This is a genomic window from Sphingomonas yantingensis, from assembly GCF_014199325.1.
In the GTDB taxonomy this organism is placed as follows: domain Bacteria; phylum Pseudomonadota; class Alphaproteobacteria; order Sphingomonadales; family Sphingomonadaceae; genus Sphingomonas; species Sphingomonas yantingensis.
This window is the reverse complement of sequence record NZ_JACIJJ010000001.1, coordinates 676628-692675: the sequence shown is the minus strand read 5'-3', so window position 1 is coordinate 692675 and position 16048 is coordinate 676628. Positions and strand designations below refer to the sequence as shown.

At 69.8% G+C, this 16048-nt stretch carries 19 protein-coding genes; 16 read left to right on the top strand and 3 right to left on the bottom strand.

Going from position 1 to position 16048, the window contains the following annotated elements:
• Nucleotides 1-2: 2 nt before the first annotated feature.
• Genes fliF through FHR19_RS03420 form a run of 16 tightly spaced genes read left to right on the top strand, consistent with a single transcriptional unit; the run spans nt 3 to nt 13771 of the window.
• The gene (gene fliF / locus FHR19_RS03495; RefSeq protein WP_184024407.1) at nt 3-1688 is read left to right on the top strand and encodes a flagellar basal-body MS-ring/collar protein FliF; all 1686 of its coding nucleotides are present in this window, start codon (nt 3-5) and stop codon (nt 1686-1688) included.
• Nucleotides 1689-1735: 47 nt separating this feature from the next.
• Nucleotides 1736-2692, top strand: coding sequence for a flagellar motor switch protein FliG (gene fliG, locus FHR19_RS03490; protein WP_184025824.1), 957 nt, complete (start codon nt 1736-1738; stop codon nt 2690-2692).
• Entirely contained in the window at nt 2685-3431 is a 747-nt protein-coding gene (locus FHR19_RS03485; RefSeq protein ID WP_246359272.1) for a FliH/SctL family protein, read from the top strand. Before fliG ends, FHR19_RS03485 begins: the two co-directional genes overlap by 8 nt.
• A complete protein-coding gene (locus FHR19_RS03480; protein ID WP_184024405.1) occupies nt 3425-4756 on the top strand; it encodes a FliI/YscN family ATPase in 1332 nt (443 codons plus the stop codon). The genes FHR19_RS03485 and FHR19_RS03480 overlap by 7 nt, the downstream gene beginning before the upstream one ends.
• Complete coding sequence (locus FHR19_RS03475; protein WP_184024403.1) at nt 4746-5177, top strand: hypothetical protein; 432 nt, start codon at nt 4746-4748, stop codon at nt 5175-5177. The genes FHR19_RS03480 and FHR19_RS03475 overlap by 11 nt, the downstream gene beginning before the upstream one ends.
• A gap of 15 nt (nt 5178-5192) precedes the next feature.
• Nucleotides 5193-6809, top strand: coding sequence for a flagellar hook-length control protein FliK (locus tag FHR19_RS03470; protein ID WP_184024401.1), 1617 nt, complete (start codon nt 5193-5195; stop codon nt 6807-6809).
• A 16-nt stretch (nt 6810-6825) separates the two neighbouring features.
• Nucleotides 6826-7428, top strand: coding sequence for a flagellar basal body-associated FliL family protein (locus FHR19_RS03465; protein WP_184024398.1), 603 nt, complete (start codon nt 6826-6828; stop codon nt 7426-7428).
• 6 nt (nt 7429-7434) lie between these two features.
• Nucleotides 7435-8397, top strand: a complete 963-nt coding sequence (locus FHR19_RS03460) for a flagellar motor switch protein FliM (protein ID WP_184024395.1) — start codon at nt 7435-7437, stop codon at nt 8395-8397.
• A complete protein-coding gene (fliN, locus tag FHR19_RS03455) occupies nt 8394-8699 on the top strand; it encodes a flagellar motor switch protein FliN (RefSeq protein ID WP_184024386.1) in 306 nt (101 codons plus the stop codon). The genes FHR19_RS03460 and fliN overlap by 4 nt, the downstream gene beginning before the upstream one ends.
• Before the next feature lie 9 nt (nt 8700-8708).
• The gene (locus tag FHR19_RS03450; RefSeq protein WP_246359271.1) at nt 8709-8957 is read left to right on the top strand and encodes a flagellar biosynthetic protein FliO; all 249 of its coding nucleotides are present in this window, start codon (nt 8709-8711) and stop codon (nt 8955-8957) included.
• Nucleotides 8957-9751 (top strand): flagellar type III secretion system pore protein FliP, encoded by a 795-nt coding sequence (fliP, locus tag FHR19_RS03445; protein ID WP_184024326.1) that lies wholly within the window; start codon nt 8957-8959, stop codon nt 9749-9751. The genes FHR19_RS03450 and fliP overlap by 1 nt, the downstream gene beginning before the upstream one ends.
• A 4-nt stretch (nt 9752-9755) precedes the next feature.
• Nucleotides 9756-10025 (top strand): flagellar biosynthesis protein FliQ, encoded by a 270-nt coding sequence (fliQ, locus tag FHR19_RS03440; RefSeq protein WP_096342453.1) that lies wholly within the window; start codon nt 9756-9758, stop codon nt 10023-10025.
• A 3-nt stretch (nt 10026-10028) separates the two neighbouring features.
• Nucleotides 10029-10802, top strand: a complete 774-nt coding sequence (fliR, locus tag FHR19_RS03435) for a flagellar biosynthetic protein FliR (RefSeq protein WP_184024323.1) — start codon at nt 10029-10031, stop codon at nt 10800-10802.
• The gene (locus tag FHR19_RS03430) at nt 10802-11929 is read left to right on the top strand and encodes an EscU/YscU/HrcU family type III secretion system export apparatus switch protein (protein ID WP_184024321.1); all 1128 of its coding nucleotides are present in this window, start codon (nt 10802-10804) and stop codon (nt 11927-11929) included. The genes fliR and FHR19_RS03430 overlap by 1 nt, the downstream gene beginning before the upstream one ends.
• 46 nt (nt 11930-11975) lie before the next feature.
• On the top strand, nt 11976-13370 hold the full coding sequence (gene fliD / locus FHR19_RS03425; RefSeq protein ID WP_184024319.1) for a flagellar filament capping protein FliD: 1395 nt from the start codon (nt 11976-11978) through the stop codon (nt 13368-13370).
• A gap of 2 nt (nt 13371-13372) precedes the next feature.
• Nucleotides 13373-13771 (top strand): flagellar export chaperone FliS, encoded by a 399-nt coding sequence (locus tag FHR19_RS03420; protein WP_184024316.1) that lies wholly within the window; start codon nt 13373-13375, stop codon nt 13769-13771.
• 167 nt (nt 13772-13938) lie between these two features.
• On the opposite strand, the gene FHR19_RS03415 is transcribed toward FHR19_RS03420, so the two are convergent.
• From FHR19_RS03415 to FHR19_RS03405, 3 genes are read right to left on the bottom strand one after another with little or no spacing between them, the layout of a single operon-like run.
• Nucleotides 13939-14559, bottom strand: coding sequence for a ribonuclease HII (locus FHR19_RS03415; RefSeq protein WP_184024314.1), 621 nt, complete (start codon nt 14557-14559; stop codon nt 13939-13941).
• On the bottom strand, nt 14552-15745 hold the full coding sequence (gene thiD / locus FHR19_RS03410) for a bifunctional hydroxymethylpyrimidine kinase/phosphomethylpyrimidine kinase (RefSeq protein WP_184024312.1): 1194 nt from the start codon (nt 15743-15745) through the stop codon (nt 14552-14554). The genes FHR19_RS03415 and thiD overlap by 8 nt, the downstream gene beginning before the upstream one ends.
• Nucleotides 15742-15966, bottom strand: coding sequence for a DUF1272 domain-containing protein (locus FHR19_RS03405; RefSeq protein ID WP_184025818.1), 225 nt, complete (start codon nt 15964-15966; stop codon nt 15742-15744). The genes thiD and FHR19_RS03405 overlap by 4 nt, the downstream gene beginning before the upstream one ends.
• Nucleotides 15967-16048 lie beyond the last annotated feature (82 nt).

The following is a 16048-nucleotide window of genomic DNA, read 5'->3' as shown; positions in this document are numbered from 1 at the left end:
CCATGTCGAACGCTCTCGCAACCCTCCCGCCCGCCATCGTCCAGCCGCTCCGGCAGGCGCAGGGCTTTTTCCAGCAGCCCGCGGTCAAGCGCGCGCTGCCGCTGGTCGCTATCGTCAGCCTGATCGCGGCCGCGGCGCTTGCGTGGATGATGATCGCCCAGCCGCCGCAGCGCGTGCTGTTCCCCAATCTGGGCGATGCCGACAAGGCCGCGGTCAGCGAAGCGCTGTCGGCGGCCAACATCGCGTCGGACTTCGACCAGTCGGGCGCGCTCACCGTTGCAGAGGACGACTATCACCGCGCGCGGATGCTGCTCGCCAGCCAGGACCTGCCCAAGGCGGCACCCGGCGGCTACGCGATCCTCGACGAATTGCCGATGGGCGTCAGCCGCGCGGTCGAGGGCGAGCGCCTTCGCCAGGCGCGCGAAACCGAACTGGCCCGCTCGATCGGCGAGATCGATGCCGTCATCGACGCGCGCGTCCACCTCGCCACGCCGGAAGCATCGGTGTTCGTGCGCGACAGTGCACGTCCCTCCGCCAGCGTCATCGTCCGGCTGGAACCCGGCCGCACGCTGTCCGACAATCAGGTCCGCTCGATCACCAACCTCGTCGCCGGGTCGGTGCCGGGGATGAAGACCGACGACGTGACGATCGTCGACCAGATGGGCGCGCTCCTGTCGTCCAAGGACAGCCAGACCGGCACCGGCGCGGGCGACGCGCGCATCGACTATCAGCGCCGGGTCGAGGACAAGTTCCGCCTCCAGCTATCGAAGCTGCTGACGCCGCTGGTCGGCGCGGGCAATTTCTCGGCCGAGGTACAGGCCGATGTCGACCTCGACGAGCAGCAGGCGACGCGCGAGACCTATGACAAGTCGGGCGTGATCCGCGCCGAGCAGGGCAATTGGCAGTCGCCGCAGGCGCCCGCCGGCCAGGCCCCCGGCGGTATCCCCGGCGCGCTGTCGAACACGCCGCCCGCCGCCGCGACGCTGACCAATCCGAACAATCCCGCGACCCAGCCCGGTGCCGGCAACAGCACGGCCGCCGGCAAAGCGAGCGAGGAATATGCCCGCACCTACGACCTCGGCAAGGAAGTGTCGGTCAGCCGCCAGGCCCCGGGCGCGATCAAGCGCCTGTCGATTGCGGTCCTGCTTCGCGAGCCTGCCGGGTCCAAACCGCGCACCGCCGCCGAAATCCGCCAGATCACCGAACTCGTCCGCGCCGCGATGGGTTATTCGGCGGCCCGCCAGGATCAGGTGACGGTCATCAGCCGCCCCTTCTCGGCCGAGGTGACCGAGGCCGACAAGGTCGCTTGGTACGACGCCGCCTGGGTGCCGATGGCCGCCCGCAACGGCACCGCACTCGTTATCGCGCTGCTCGTCCTGTTCGTCGGCATCCGCCCGATCGTCCGCTCGCTTTCCAAGAAGAAGGGCGAGGACAAGCCGGATGCCGCAATGGCCCTGCCCGCCGCCGACGGCACCCGCACCGCCGCATCGGCGATGCTGGACGCGGACGGCAAGCCGATGCCGCCGCCCGCGCCCGACGCCGCCCCCGCCGCCCCGGTCAGCATCGAGATGCTTCAGGGCGCGCGCAGCTATGACGAGCGGATCGGCATGGTCCGCGGCTTCACCCGCGACAATCCCACCCGCGCCGCACTTGCCGTGCGCGACATGATCAAGGACGGCGCCCAGTGATCGAGCCCCCGCGCCAGTTCTCCGGCACCGAGCGTGCCGCGGTGCTGATGATGCTCGTCGGCGAGGAGGAGGCCGCGGCCATCCTCCAGAAGCTGGAGCCAGAGGAAGTCCGCCAGCTCGGCAAGGCGATGTTCGCCGTCGCCGATGTGAGCGAGGAGGAGGTCGAGCACGTCCTCGACGATTTCGTCGCCCATGCCCGCGAGCGGACCGCGATCGGCTTCGACCCGCGTCCCAAGATCGAGGGGATGATGAACAAGGCGCTCGGCCCCGAAAAGGCCGACAGCGTGCTCGCCCGCATCACGCCCGCAGAAGCCGCGTGCGCGATCGACCTGCTCGACTGGCTCGACGCGGGCGAGATCGCCAGCCTGATCGAGAGCGAGCATCCGCAAATCGCCGCCGTGCTGATCGCCAATCTCGACCCCGCGATCGCCGCCCAGGTGCTCGAAATCCTGCCCGAGGCGCTACAACCGCAGATCCTGCATCGCGTCGCCCGCCTGGGACCGATCACGCCCGAGGCGATCGAGACGCTCAAGACCGCGCTGTCGAACCGGATCGGCCAGTCGCAGTCCGCCGCGGGCCTCCAGCTCGGCGGAACCAAGGACGCGGCCAAGATCCTGTCGAGCGCGCGCAAGGCGACCGAAGCACGCGTCATGCCCAAGCTCGCCAAGATCGACCGCGACGTCGCCAAGGCGATCGAGGAAGCGATGTTCGTGTTCGAGAACCTGCTCGACATGGACGACAAGAATATCGGCGTCCTGATCCGCAACGTCGAGACCGACCTGCTGGTCCGCGCGCTGAAGGGCATCGACGAGGCGGGACGCAATCGCTTCCTCGGCTGCATGTCGGCGCGCGCCGCCGACGGCATCCGCGACGAGATGGAAGCGCGCGGGCCGATGCGCCTCACCGAAGTCCTCGACGCGCAGAAGGCGATCATCGCCACCGCGCGCCAGCTCGCCAAGGACGGCACGATCATGATGGGCGGGGGCGAGGACGATTATGTCTGAGGCGTTTGCAGATTCCGACCGCTTCGCGATGGGCGGCTTTCCCTTCGCCGCGGGCTTCGCCGGCCGCCATGCCGATATCGGCGATGCGCTGCGCCGAGCCTTCTCGCCGCCACCCGGCTTCGCGCCGACGCCGCCGGGTCGCCCGGTGGAGGCCGCGCCTGCGCCCCAACCGGCAGCGGATGGCCCGAAGCATTTCCACCCCGCCGACCGCGACTCGGTACCGACCGACGCCTGGGACCCCTTCGCCGCGCCCGTCGATCCTGTCGCCGTCGCCCGCGCCGAGGGCTACGAGGAGGGCCTTCGCGCCGCGACCGACGAGGCGACGGCCGAGCGCACTCGCGACATGGCGCTGATGGATCAACTCGCCCGCGCGATCACCAGCGCCGCCTGGCTCGACCGCGACCAGTTCGCGCTGCGTCTGCGCCAGACCGTGCTCGCGCTCGTCACCAACCTTGTCGACGAGGCGGGTATCGATGGCGCGCGCATGGCCGCGCGGGTCGCGGCCGCGACCGATCTGCTCGCCGACAGCGCCGAGGCGTCGATGCTGCGCCTCAATCCCGCCGACCTGCCGCTGGTCGAGGGACGCCTGCCCAAGACCGTCTTCCCGGTCGGCGACGCGAGCATCGCCCGCGGTGCGTTCAGCCTCGAGGCCGCATCGACCATCGTCGAGGATGGGCCGGCGCGCTGGCTCGAACAGCTTGCCTCCGCGATCGATCAGGTGCCGCTGCCCAAATGCTGACCCGCTTCGCCGACGATTATCTGGGTGCGATCGGCGCCGCCGGCTTCGCGCCGCGCCCGCGCGTGTCGGGTCGCCTCGCATCCTATGACGGCTTGCTCATGGAAGCGGTCGGGCTGTCCCTGCCGGTCGGCACCGTTTGCGAGATCGGCGAAGGCGGCGCCCGCGTCGAGGCCGAGGTGATCGGCTTTCGCGGCCCGCGCACATTGCTCATGAACCTCGGCGGTCCCGCCGCCCTGCTGCCGCAGGCGCCCGTCCGCCCGATCGGCCCGCCGGGGGAGGCCGAGGTCGGCCCCGCCCTGCTCGGCCGCGTCGTCGACGGCGCGGGCAAGCCGATCGACGGCCTGGGTCCCATTCGCGGCGCGGGGCGCTGGCCGCTCGCCGGCAAGCTCCAGTCGCCGCTCGACCGCGGGCGCGTGCTCGAACCGCTCGACGTGGGCGTCCGCGCGATCAACGGCCTGCTGACCATCGGCCAGGGGCAGCGCGTCGGCATCATGGCGGGCTCGGGCGTCGGCAAGTCGGTGCTGCTCGGCATGATGGTGCGCGCAGCGCAGGCCGACGTGATCGTCATCGGCCTGATCGGCGAGCGCAGCCGCGAGGTCGCCGACTTCCTCGAGACCAAGGTCGCCGGCGCCGCCCGCGCGCGCAGCGTCGTGGTGGCGGTGCCCGCCAACCACTCGCCCGTCCTGCGCATCCGCGGCGCTCTGCGCGCGACCGCGATCGCCGAGGCGTTCCGGGCGGAGGGCAAGAAGGTCCTGCTCATCATGGATTCGCTGACCCGCGTCGCGCATGCGGGGCGCGAGATCGGCCTCGCGCTCGGCGAGCCGGCATCGGCGCGCGGCTATCCGCCGAGCGCCATCGCGATGCTGCCCAGCCTGATCGAGCGGGCGGGTACCTGCGTCTCCTCGGGCGGGTCGATCACCGCCATCTACACCGTGCTGGCCGACGGCGACGACGGCAACGACCCGGTCGTCGATTCGGCGCGCTCGATCCTCGACGGGCATATCGTCCTCGGCCGCGCGCTGGCCGAGCGGGGTATCTATCCGGCGATCGACGTCGGCCCCTCGGTCAGCCGCGTGATGACCGACATCGTCCCGCGCGAGCATGTGCTGGCCGCCCGGACGCTGCGCCGTCACCTCGCCACCTATGAAGAAAATCGCGACCTCGTGCTGATGGGCGCCTATCGCGCGGGAGCGGACCCCGCGATCGACGCCGCCATCGCCGCGCACGGCGCCGTCCTCGAATACATCCGCCAGGACGCGCACGAGATCGTGAGCCTCGAGGATGCCGTGACCGAGCTGGTCGGCGTGTTCGGCGATGCCGGCTGACGCGAAGAAACTGTCGCGCATCCTGCGCGTCCGCACGCTCCAGCTCGGGCTGACCCGAGCGGACGAGGCGCGCGCGGTCGACCGCGTGGCGAGCGAACTTGCCCTTCGGGATCGCATCGCCCGGCTGGCTGACGAGGTGGCGCCCACCCCCTCCCCCCAGCCCGCCGATTCGCTGAGCTTCGCCGCCGCCGCGCATTATCGCGAGCGGCTGCACCAGTCGGCGCAGGCGGCGCAGACCCGCGTCACCGCCGCCCATGACGGCCTCGCGACCGCCCAGGCCGCCACGCGGGAAGCGCGGCGCGACCAGAGCGCGGTCGAGAAGCTGATCGTCCGCGCCGATCACGCCGCCGCGCTGAAAGCGATCCGCGCGCTCGAATCGCTGCCGCCGGGCCGCGGGCCAAAACGGCACGATCCTTGCTGATCGCTCGGGCGAACCATGCCCGACGCGATCTCGCCCCCTCTTTCGACCGCGCTCACCGCGCCGACGTCCGCGATTTCCCTGCCCGGCAAGCCGGTCGCGGGTGACTTCGACGCGCTGATCACGGCGAACCGGCCGGCGGCGAAGCCCGAGCCGAAGGTGCCGCTGACCGTAGCCGCCCTCGTCGCCGATCCCTCGTCGACCGCCGATCTCGCCCCCGCCACCGCCGATCCGCCGGTCGCGAGCCCACCGCCGCCCTCGCCCGAACTTGCGCGGCCCGCGCCCCGGCAAGCGCATGCCGCGACCGGCAAGACCTTGCCGCCCGCCCGCCCGGCAACGCGTGCGGGCGCGCCTGTGACGGACGAGGGCGACGAGCCGGCGGCGACCGACGACACCGCAGAATCTGGCTACACCCCGGCGGCGGCGCTGCCGCCCTCGCCATTGCCGCCCCCAGTTCCGACACCCGATCCCCGCCGCGAGGTCGCCGCAACGATCCCCGCCGCGACCAGCGGGACGGATGAGGTCGCCGCCCTCACGATGCATCGCGGGGCATGTGCCGACGCGCCCGATCCCGCGCCGCCGTTCCTCGCGCAGCCAACGCTCGCACCGCTGCCTGTCGCACCGTCAACTCTTGCGCCGAATGTCGCGCAAGCTCTCGATCCGTCGCTAAGCGAGCCTGTACCTCTGCCGTCGCTCGCCACCGCCGCGCCGGTGCACGCGGGGCGCCTGCCGCTCGCGGAGACGCTCGGCGAAGATCACGAAGCGAGTACCGCAACTGGGCCGGCAGCCGTGCGTGATACGGCGGTGCCTTCCGGACAGAACAACGCGCCCGCCGGGGCGCTGCTGGTTGACAGCGTCGCACCGGCGATCCGCGGCCCCATGCCGCTCGCACCGGCACAGGCCGTGGTGGCCCCGCCCACCGGCATCCCGATTTCAGTAGCCACTGGCGCTCCCGCGTCCCCAACGACTTCGTCCGTCGTCGCCCCGACGCGCACCCGGTCGCCGACCGCGGCCAATCCGCGCGTACCGCGTGCGCGCACGCTCTCTCCCGAGACGCCGATCAGCCGGCCGACGTCGGCGGAAGCGACCGACCGCCTGCTGCGCGCGCGGCCCAACACCGCCTTCGCCCTTGGCCCTGTCACCGCCACCGCCGACGCATCGCTCGCGGCCGCCCAGACCGTTCCGACCCATCCGGCCGCGCCGGCGCAAGCGGCAGCAAGCGCGCCGTCGCCGATCGATACGGAGACTCGCGAGTGGCGGACGCAGATGCTCGACCGGATCGAACATTTCGCCGCCGCCGCGCCCGCGCACGGCCGCGAGACGCACATCCGCCTATCGCCGGACGCGCTGGGCGAAGTCGCCGTCCGTCTGAAGGAAACCGATCGCGGGATCGAAGTCGTGGTGGATGCCGCGCCCGAAGCGCGCGCGCTGCTGGCGGAGGCCGCGCCGCGGCTGACCGAGCTGGCCGAATCGCGCGGTCTACGCCTGACGATGAGCCAGCCGGGCGCCGGCGAGGGAAGCGGCGACCGGCCGCAGCCGCAGCAGCCGCGCCAGCAGACAGATGCACCCATTCCGAACCGGCGCGCCGCCCATCGCGGCGCCGCCGACACGCCAACCGACGAACGAATCGCCTGAACGGGGGGACTGACCGATGAGCGATGCCAAGGAAGACGCGCCCAAGAAGAAGGGCGGCAAGAAGAAATGGATTCTGATCGGGGTCGGCGCGCTGATCCTGGCCGGCGGCGGCGTCGGCGGCGGCCTCTATGCCACCGGCATGATCGGCGGCAGCGGCGGCGCGCATGACGAGAAAAAGAAGGACGTGCCCCACCTCGTCCCCAAGAGCGAGCAGAAATATGCCGGCTCGGGCGAAGGCGGCGAGGGCAGCGGCGAGGGTGCGAGCGCCAGCGCGGAGGGCGGCGAAGGCGGCGCCGATGCCAACGCCTCGTCCTACTACACCTTCGACAAGGAGTTCACCTCGAACCTGCTCGACAGCGTCCACTTCATTCAGGTCGGGATCGCGGTGTCGACGCCCTATGACGAGAAGGTCATCACCAACCTCAAGACGCACGAGATTGCAGTCCGCTCGGCGATCCTGATGGCGCTCACGGAGACCGACGAGGAGCAGGTGTTCACCCCCGCCGGCAAGCAGCAGCTCCAGAAGCGGCTGGCCAAGGCGATCAACGACACGCTCAAGGAAAAGGAAGGGTTCGGCGGGGTCGGTAACGTCTACTTTACCAATTTCGTTGTTCAGTGAACATCGATGGTTAACACGGCTTCAGGAACCGCGAGCGAGCGGCGACAGCGACCCCGGCAGGACGCGGCCCATGCCGCGGCGCTGGGCGTCGCCAACCTGAATCCGTTCGGCGACCTGCACACGCTCCAGCATCTGTCTGCGCGGTTCGCACGCGGGCTTCGCCACGTGTTCGAGCCGATCCTGCGCCGCGCGACGCGAAGCTGGGCCGAACCGCTCAGCGTCATGCGCTTCGCCGATTACGTGGCCGAACGGCCCAAGGTGCTGACCGCCTGGCTGCCGCTGGCGATCCGCCCGGCGGGCAGCCCCGTCACCGGCCATGCGCTCTTGGTAATGGACGGGCGCTTCACACTCGAGATGCTCGACCTCTACTTCGGCGGGCTCGGCGAAGCGCCACCGGTATTGCCGACCGAGTTCTCGCCCGCCGCAGAAGCGCTGGTCGAGCGGCTGGGCCGGTCGATCGCCGAACCGCTTGCCGCCGCATGGGAGCCGGTGTCGCGCATCGATCTGACACCCGGCCGGGTGGAGATCAACGCGGCGATGCTTTCCGATTTCGACGCCGAGGACGCGGTGATCGTCACTCGCTTCGGCATCGCCGCCGCCAGCGACAAGCCGGTGTTCGTCGATCTCGTCTATCCGGTCGCGGCGCTGAAGCCGATCGGCGCCTCGCTCAACGCGCGCGTCCACGGGCGCACCGCCGATCCCGAACCCAAGTGGCGCAACGGCCTCGCGCGCGCGGCGATGAGCGTCCGCTTTCCCGTCCGTTCCGTGCTGGCCGAGCCGATTATGTCGCTCGGCGCGCTGATCGAGCTGAAGGAAGGCGACATCATCCCGGTCAGCTTCGGCCAGTTCGTGCCGATCATGGTCGGTACCCACCGGCTCGGCACCGGCGTCGTCGGCACCCAGAACGGCAAGGCCGCGATCTGCATCCATCATCTCGAACAGCTCGATCTAGAGGACGAACATCCATGAACGACATGACCGGCGGCTTTGCCCAGGATGCGCCGCTCAGCCCCGGCGTGGCGGCCAATTTCCGGCTGCTCCAGGACGTCGACGTCAAGCTGACGGTCGAGATCGGCTCGACCAGCCTGACGCTGCGCGAACTGCTCGCACTCGGCGAATCAAGCGTGATCGAGCTCGACCGACAGGCCAATGAACTGCTCGACGTGTTCGTCAACGGCACGCTGATCGGCCGCGGCGAGGTGGTGACCGTCGGCGACCGCTTCGGCGTGCGCATGACCGAGCTGGTCAGCCCCGAGCGCCGGGTCCGCTGACGCGCCATGATGTGGTCCTACATCCTCAAGCTGGTCGTGCTGCTGCCGCTGGTCTGCGGCCTGCTCATCGGCTGCCTCTATCTCTGGCGCCGGCTGGAGGCGCGGATGCCCGGCAATCAGGGCGAGCGGATGCTCAAGGTGCGCGAGACGATGATGGTCTCGACCGGCACCAAGCTCGCCGTGCTCGAATTCGAGGGGCGCCGCCTGCTCGTCTCGGTCAGTCGCGCGGGCGTGACCCTGATCGACAAGGCCGAGTGATGCGTTTCGCCAAGCCTTTCCTGTTCGTGCTCGGCGCGTTCCTGCTCGCGCTGGTGATGACGCAGCCTGCCCTCGCACAGGCAGTGCCGGCGGCACCCGCCGCGCCTTCGGCGACGGGCGCGCTCGACCGTGCCCTCGGCCAGCTCGGCGGCGGCAACGACGCGCCGCTCGCGCTGTCGCTGCAAGTGCTCATCATCATGGGCCTGCTGACGGTCCTGCCGGGCATCATCCTGATGATGACCAGCTTTACGCGGATCATCATCGTCCTTTCGATCCTGCGCCAGGCGCTCGGCCTGCAACAGACGCCGCCCAACCAAGTGCTGATCGGCCTCAGCCTGTTCCTCTCGCTGTTCGTGATGGCGCCGACGATCTCCAAAGTGAACGACGCCGCGATCAAGCCCTATGCCGCCGGCCAGATCGGCGCCGAACAGATGATCGAGACCGGCGGCGCCTCGCTCCACGCATTCATGCTCAAGCAGACGCGGGTCAAGGACATCACGATGTTCTCTGGCATCGCCAAGACGGGGCCGTATGCCAACCCGAACGAGGTGCCCTTCTCGGTCCTGCTCCCCGCCTTCGTCACGTCGGAGCTCAAGACCGCGTTCCAGATCGGTTTCCTCGTCTTCCTGCCGTTCATCGTCATCGACCTCGTCGTCGCGACCGTCTTGATGAGCCTCGGCATGATGATGATGTCGCCGACGATCATCTCGCTGCCGTTCAAGCTCCTCCTCTTCGTCCTCGTCGACGGCTGGGCGCTGACCATGGGCAGCCTCGCCAATTCCTTCGTGAGCTAGGCGGATGGACGCCGAATATTTCCTCTCGGTCGCGCGTCAGGCGATGTGGATCCTGGCGCTGGCCTCCGCGCCGATCCTGCTGCCGGCGCTGATCTCCGGCCTCATCCTCGGCATGATCCAGGCGGCGACATCGATCCAGGAACAGACGCTCTCCTTCGTGCCCAAGCTGATCGTCGTGGGCGTCAGCCTCGTCATCTTCGGCGGCATGATCCTCGGCCTGCTCAGCGACTTCACGGTCAGCATCTTCGAGCGCATCCCGGATCTGGTGCGGTAAGCGATGCTGGGCTTCGGCCTTGCCGTCGAGCCGCAGCTCTGGACGCTGCTGTTCGTGATGGTGCGCGTCGGCGCCGCGTTCGTTGCGGCGCCCGTGTTCGGCGCGGTGAGCGTGCCCGCGACGGTGCGCGTCACGCTGTCGGCGGCGATCGGCGTGCTCGTCATGGGGTCGATGCCGATCAATGCGCCGACGCAGGTCTTCGCCTTCACCACCTTCCTCGCCATCGCCGCCGAAGTGCTGGTCGGCCTCGCGCTCGGCTTCATCCTCCAGATCGCGTTCGCCGCCCCCCTGATTGCCAGCGAGATCATCGGCGGGTCGATGGGCCTAGGCTTTGCGACGATGATCGATCCGCAGCGGGGGGCGGCGACGCCCGCGCTCGGCACCTTCCTGTCGACGCTGCTCACGCTCCTGTTCCTGTCGGTCGACGGGCACCTGATCCTCGTCGACCTCGTCGCGCGTTCCTATGAGCTGCTGCCGCCTGGCGCCGCGTGGCTGGGCGCCGCCGCAATCAAGAACATCGCGCTGTTCGGCGGCTATGCGTTTCTGGCCGGGTTCCTGCTGGCGCTGCCGGTCGGGTTCCTGCTGCTCTGCCTCAACCTCGTCGTCGGCATGCTCTCACGTTCCGCGCCGGCGCTCAACCTGTTCGCGGTCGGCCTGCCCGCCAGCCTGGCGGTCGGCGTCATTGCGCTGTTCGTCGCGATGCCGGCGATGGGCGACTATATGCTCGTCATCGTCCGCGAAGGGCTCGACGCGGCCAAGACGCTGGTGCTCGGCTGATGTCGGAGAGCGCCGGCGAAAAGACCGAAGCCCCAACCCCGCGGCGCAAGCAAAAAGCCGCGGAAGAAGGCAATGTCCTCAAGTCCAAGGAACTAGGCACCGCGCTGGTCGTGCTGCTCGGCTGCGGCTGGCTGGTCGCGTTCGGGCCGATGCTGCTCGGCGCGATCCGCGAGGTCGTCATCGCCAGCCTGAGCTTCGGCCGCGCCGACGTCGAGCATTTCGAACCCGCCCGCCCGCTGATCGAGGCGGGATGGAAGCTAGCGCCCGCGCTCGGCGGTCTGTTCGCGGTCACGATCCTCGGCGCGATCGCGAGCCAGGGTATCCTCGGCGGCATTAGCTTCAATTCGAAGGTGCTGGCGCCCAAGGGATCGCGCATCAACCCCGGCGCCGGCCTTGCCCGCATTTTCGGCACCAATGGCTGGGTCGAACTCGGCAAGTCGCTGCTCAAGGTCGCGCTCTTGGGCTCGATCGGCTGGTGGCTGCTCTCGGCCACTGCGCGCCAGGGCCTCGGCGTCGTTTCGACCGACCTGCAACATGCGCTCGGCGGGCTGGGCAGCCAGCTTACCACGCTCGTCCTCACCATGGCGGGCGGGCTCGTCCTGATTGCCGGCATCGACGTGCCGATCCAGATCGTCCAGCGGCTGAAAAAGCTGCGCATGTCGAAGCAGGAAGTGAAGGACGAGCACAAGGAGACCGAAGGCTCGCCCGAGGCGAAGGCCGCGCAGCATCGCCGCCGCCACGAAATGACCAAGCGCAGTTTCCGCAAGGCACTGGGCGAGGCGCATGTCGTGCTCACCAACCCGACGCATTTCGCCGTCGCGCTCCGCTACGAGCGTGGGCGTGACAACGTGCCCGTGGTGGTGGCGAAGGGGCGCGGCGCGACCGCGCTCGCGATCCGCGAGTTGGCGGGCGAGATGGCGGTGCCCGTGCTCGAATATCCGACGCTCGCCCGCGCGGTCTATTACACCAGCCGCGAGGGGCAGGAGGTGCGCGACGACCTCTATCTCGCGATCGCCACCGTCCTCGCCTTCGTGTTCGGGGTCAACACGGCCGCGGGCGGCACGCCGCCGCCGGTCAACGTGCCGCTGGGCGCCCGCTTCGATGAAAACGGCCATGCGGTCGCTTAAGTCTGCGCCCGCGCGGTCGTTTCCCCGGTGGAAAGGGAGCGCGTAGATGGTCGATTCGATAACTACGGCGTTGGGCGTCGGCTCGGGCATCGACATCAAGTCGTTGGTCGACAACCTCGTCAATGCGCAGTTTTCGCCCAAGAACGCCCTGCTCGACACGCGCGAGGCGGCGCTCAAGGCGCAGATCTCGTCCGCGGGCGAGCTCAAGAGCGCGATCAGCGGCTTTTCCAACGCACTGGCAACACTCGCGCGCGGCGGCTCGCTCTCGACCCAGCCGACCAGCACCGACACCGGCGTGGTGAAGGCAAGCCTGCTCACCGGATCGAGCGCGGCGGGGCTGTCGGCGACCGTCGAGGTACGCCAGATCGCGGGCGCGCAGGCAAGCAACTCGAACCTCGTCACCGACACCAGCGCGCAACTGGGCGGCGGCAAGCTTACCCTCACCTTCGGCAAGGCGGAGGTGGCGAACGGCCAGATGACCGGCTTCACCGCCGGCAGCGGCACGCCGGTCGAGATCTCCATTGATCCGACCGCCTCGAAGCTGTCCGACATCGCCGCCGCGATCAACGCCAAGAAGGCGGGCGTCACCGCCAGCGTCGTCGGCGACGCCAACGGCTCCCGCCTCGTCCTGAAAGGGGCGACGGGCGAGAACCAGGCGTTCACCCTCACCGCCGACACCCCCGACCTCGCTGCGGTCGAAGTGGGCGTCGGCAAGGGCAATATCGGCACCGCCGCGCGCGACGCGATCGTCGTTGCCGACGGCGTGCAGGTCCAGCGCGCATCGAACAGCATCAGCAACCTGATCCCGGGCGTCCGCCTCGACCTCGTCTCGGCCAAGCCCGGCACCGTGATCCAGCTCGGCTCGACCCCGCCGACCGATGGCCTCAATCAGGCGGTTCAGGACTTCGTTTCGACCTACAACCAGCTTCAGACGATGCTGAAGACCGCGACCGATCCCAAGGGCGGGCCGCTGCGCGCCGATCCCGCCGCCAAAGCGATGCAAGCCGCGCTGTCGCGGCTGGTCGGCACGCAGATCGTCAGCGACCCGAGCGGCCCGCGTACGCTGGCCGAGATCGGGGTGGCGACGCTGCGCGACGGATCGCTGACCGTGGACGCGGGCAAGCTCACTACCGCGCTGTCGAAATATCCGCAGGCGGTCGAATCGATGTTCGCATCGGGCGCGGCACTCCCAGCGGCGCTCCAGACGATCTCGCTCGCCGCCGGCAGCGTGAAGACCGGGCTTGGCGCGAGCGAAGCCGGCTATACCAAGGCGGCGGACCAGATCGCGCAGCAGCGCGAAAAGGCGTTGGCGGAGGCCGACACCGCGCGCACCCGCATGACGCAGCAGTTCGCCAGCATGGATGCCAAGGTCGCCGCCTATAAGTCGACGCAGGCCGCGCTGAAGCAACAGGTCGACGCCTGGGCCAATTCGGGCCGCTGACCATGGCTCGCTACGCGACCGCCCTGGCCGGCGATCCGGCCGCGACCTATCGCCAGATCGACCTGGCCAGCCGGACCGGAGGCGCCGACGCGCACGCGCTCGTCGATCTTCTCTATGTCGAGGCGATCCGCGCGCTGTCGGGCGCCGCCTGGGCGACCGAGCAGGGCAACTACCGGATCAAGAGCGAGCGGGTGACGCGCGCGACCGCGATCCTCTTCGCGCTGGAGAACAACCTCGATTTCGAGCGTGGCGGCGACGTGTCGCGGACGCTCGCGACGCTCTATCGTGGGCTGCGCGCGCAGGTGATCGACGCCAGCATCGGCCAGAACCCCGCACCGTTCCGCGCGGTGGCGCAGGACCTCAAAGAAATCGCCGACGCCTGGGCCTCGCTGAAACACTAACCTGTCCTCCCCCTCGACGGGGGAGGATACGAAGACTTGGCGGCCTGCCGCCTAGTCGAAGTTGGAGAGGATGAGCGGCGCGCACGCGCCGCGCGACCGCTCCGCGGTTGCTCACCTCTCCAAGCTGCGCTAGCCGCTGAAGCGGCAAGCTCCGCTGAACTCTCTCCTCAAGGGAGAGGAACCTCAGCCAGCTCCAGCACCATCTGCGCCTCGCGCACCGGCGCGAAGCTGCGCCGGTGGATCGGGCTCGGCCCCAATGCCTTAAGCGCGGCGCGGTGGTCGGGCGCGGCATAGCCCTTGTTCGACGCCCAGCCATAGCCCGGCCACGCCGCGTCATAGTCGCGCATCATCGCGTCGCGATGCTCCTTGGCGACGATCGAGGCAGCCGCGATCGACAGGCAGCGCGCGTCGCCGCCCACCACCGCCTCGCTCGGCCACTGCCATTTCGGACAGCGATTGCCGTCGACCAGCACCATCGCCGGCGCGATCCCCAGCGCCTCGACCGCGCGGGTCATCGCCAGCATCGTCGCCCAGAGGATGTTGAGCTCGTCGATCTCCTCGACGCTCGCGATGCCGACGCCGACGCGCGCACAGCCGAGGATCGCAGTGCGCAGGTCCGCCCGCCGCGCGGCGGTGAGCACCTTCGAATCATTGAGGCCCTCGGGGATGCAATCGGGGTCGAGGATCACCGCCGCCGCGACGACCGGGCCGGCGAGCGGTCCGCGCCCCGCCTCGTCCACGCCCGCCACAGGGCCGGCATGGCGCGCCTCGAACGTGAAATCAGGCATCGGCGAGCCGCCACGGCGGGAAGCGGCGCATTTCGCCCGCCTGATACAGGCAGACGATGTTGCCCGACGGATCGACGAGCCGCGCCTCGCGCCAGCCCCAATTCTCGTCGCGCGGTTCCTGCGTGAAGGTCAGCCCCTGCGCTTTCAGATAGGCGACGGTGAGGTCGAGGTCGCCGCATTCGAGGAACACCACCGGCGCTGGCAGTTCCTCCTCCGCCTCGAGGCTCAGCGTCGCCCCGCCCTCGGTCTCGAACCGGGCATAGCGGTCGTCGGCGCGGACGATCTGGCGCAGGCCCAGCAGCCGCCAGAAATGCTCGCTGGCGGACAGGTCGCGCGTCGGCAGCGTCACGTGGTTGAGCATCGGCGACCAGCGCGACTGGTTGAGGTCGAGGCGCACCGCCTGCTGCGCCATCGGCCCGTGCCCCTGGCCCAGCCCGGCGGCGTCCTGAATCGCGATCCGCACGAACCGGCGCGCGCGGGCGATCGCCTCGGGCAGCGACCAGTCCTTGGCGAGTTCGCAGGCGATCGCGGTCGAGAGCGTACAGCCGGTGCCGTGCGTCGCCTCGCTGTCAAGCCGCGGGTCGGTCCATTCGACCTCGGGCGCGGCGCCTTCGCGCGGGGGCTGGAACAGCCGGTCGGTAACCTGCCTGCCCTTGGCATGGCCGCCCTTGACCAGGACCGCCGAGTGGCGCCGCGCCACGAGACTCTGCGCCGCCGCGCGCTGCGCCGCCTTGTCGAGGATGCTCATCCCCGACAGCGCCTTGAGCTCGGGCAGGTTGGGCGTCGTCACCGTCGCGACGCGCATCAGCCGCTCGAACGCCGCGACCGTCGCTTCGTCCGCCAGCGCCGCGCCGGATGTGGCGACCATCACCGGATCGAACACGATCGGCAGCCCCGGCATCTCCGCCAGCCGCTCGGCAAGCGCGGCGGCGGTCCGGGCGGAGCCGATCATGCCTATCTTGACCGCATCGACCCCGATGTCGCGCACCACGCAATCGACCTGCGCCAGCACCATCTCGGTGGGGACGGGATGCACCGCATCGACGCCCAGCGTGTTCTGCGCGGTGATCGCGGTGATCGCGGTCATCGCGTGGCAGCCCAGCATCGAGGCGGTCTTGATGTCCGCCTGGATCCCCGCCCCGCCCCCGCTGTCGGAGCCGGCGACGATCAGGATGCGCGGCGTCATCCGCGATACATCCGCGTTGTCGAGGCGGGGTTGCGCTTCAGCCGCTCGCCCGTGCGCGTCGGGCGATCGGTCAGTTCGCCGCCGCAATTAGGGCATTTCTCGTCGAGTTCGTCCGCACATTCGGCGCAGAAGGTGCACTCGAACGAACAGATGAAGGCGCCATAGACCTGCGGCGGCAGGTCGGTGCCGCAGCGTTCGCAATCGGGCCGCATTTCCAGCATCGCGCTTCCATCGCGCCCCGCGATGCGCTTTGCAAGCGCACGCAATCGGATGGCGCACGCGCGCTTGGCAAGCCGGGCGACT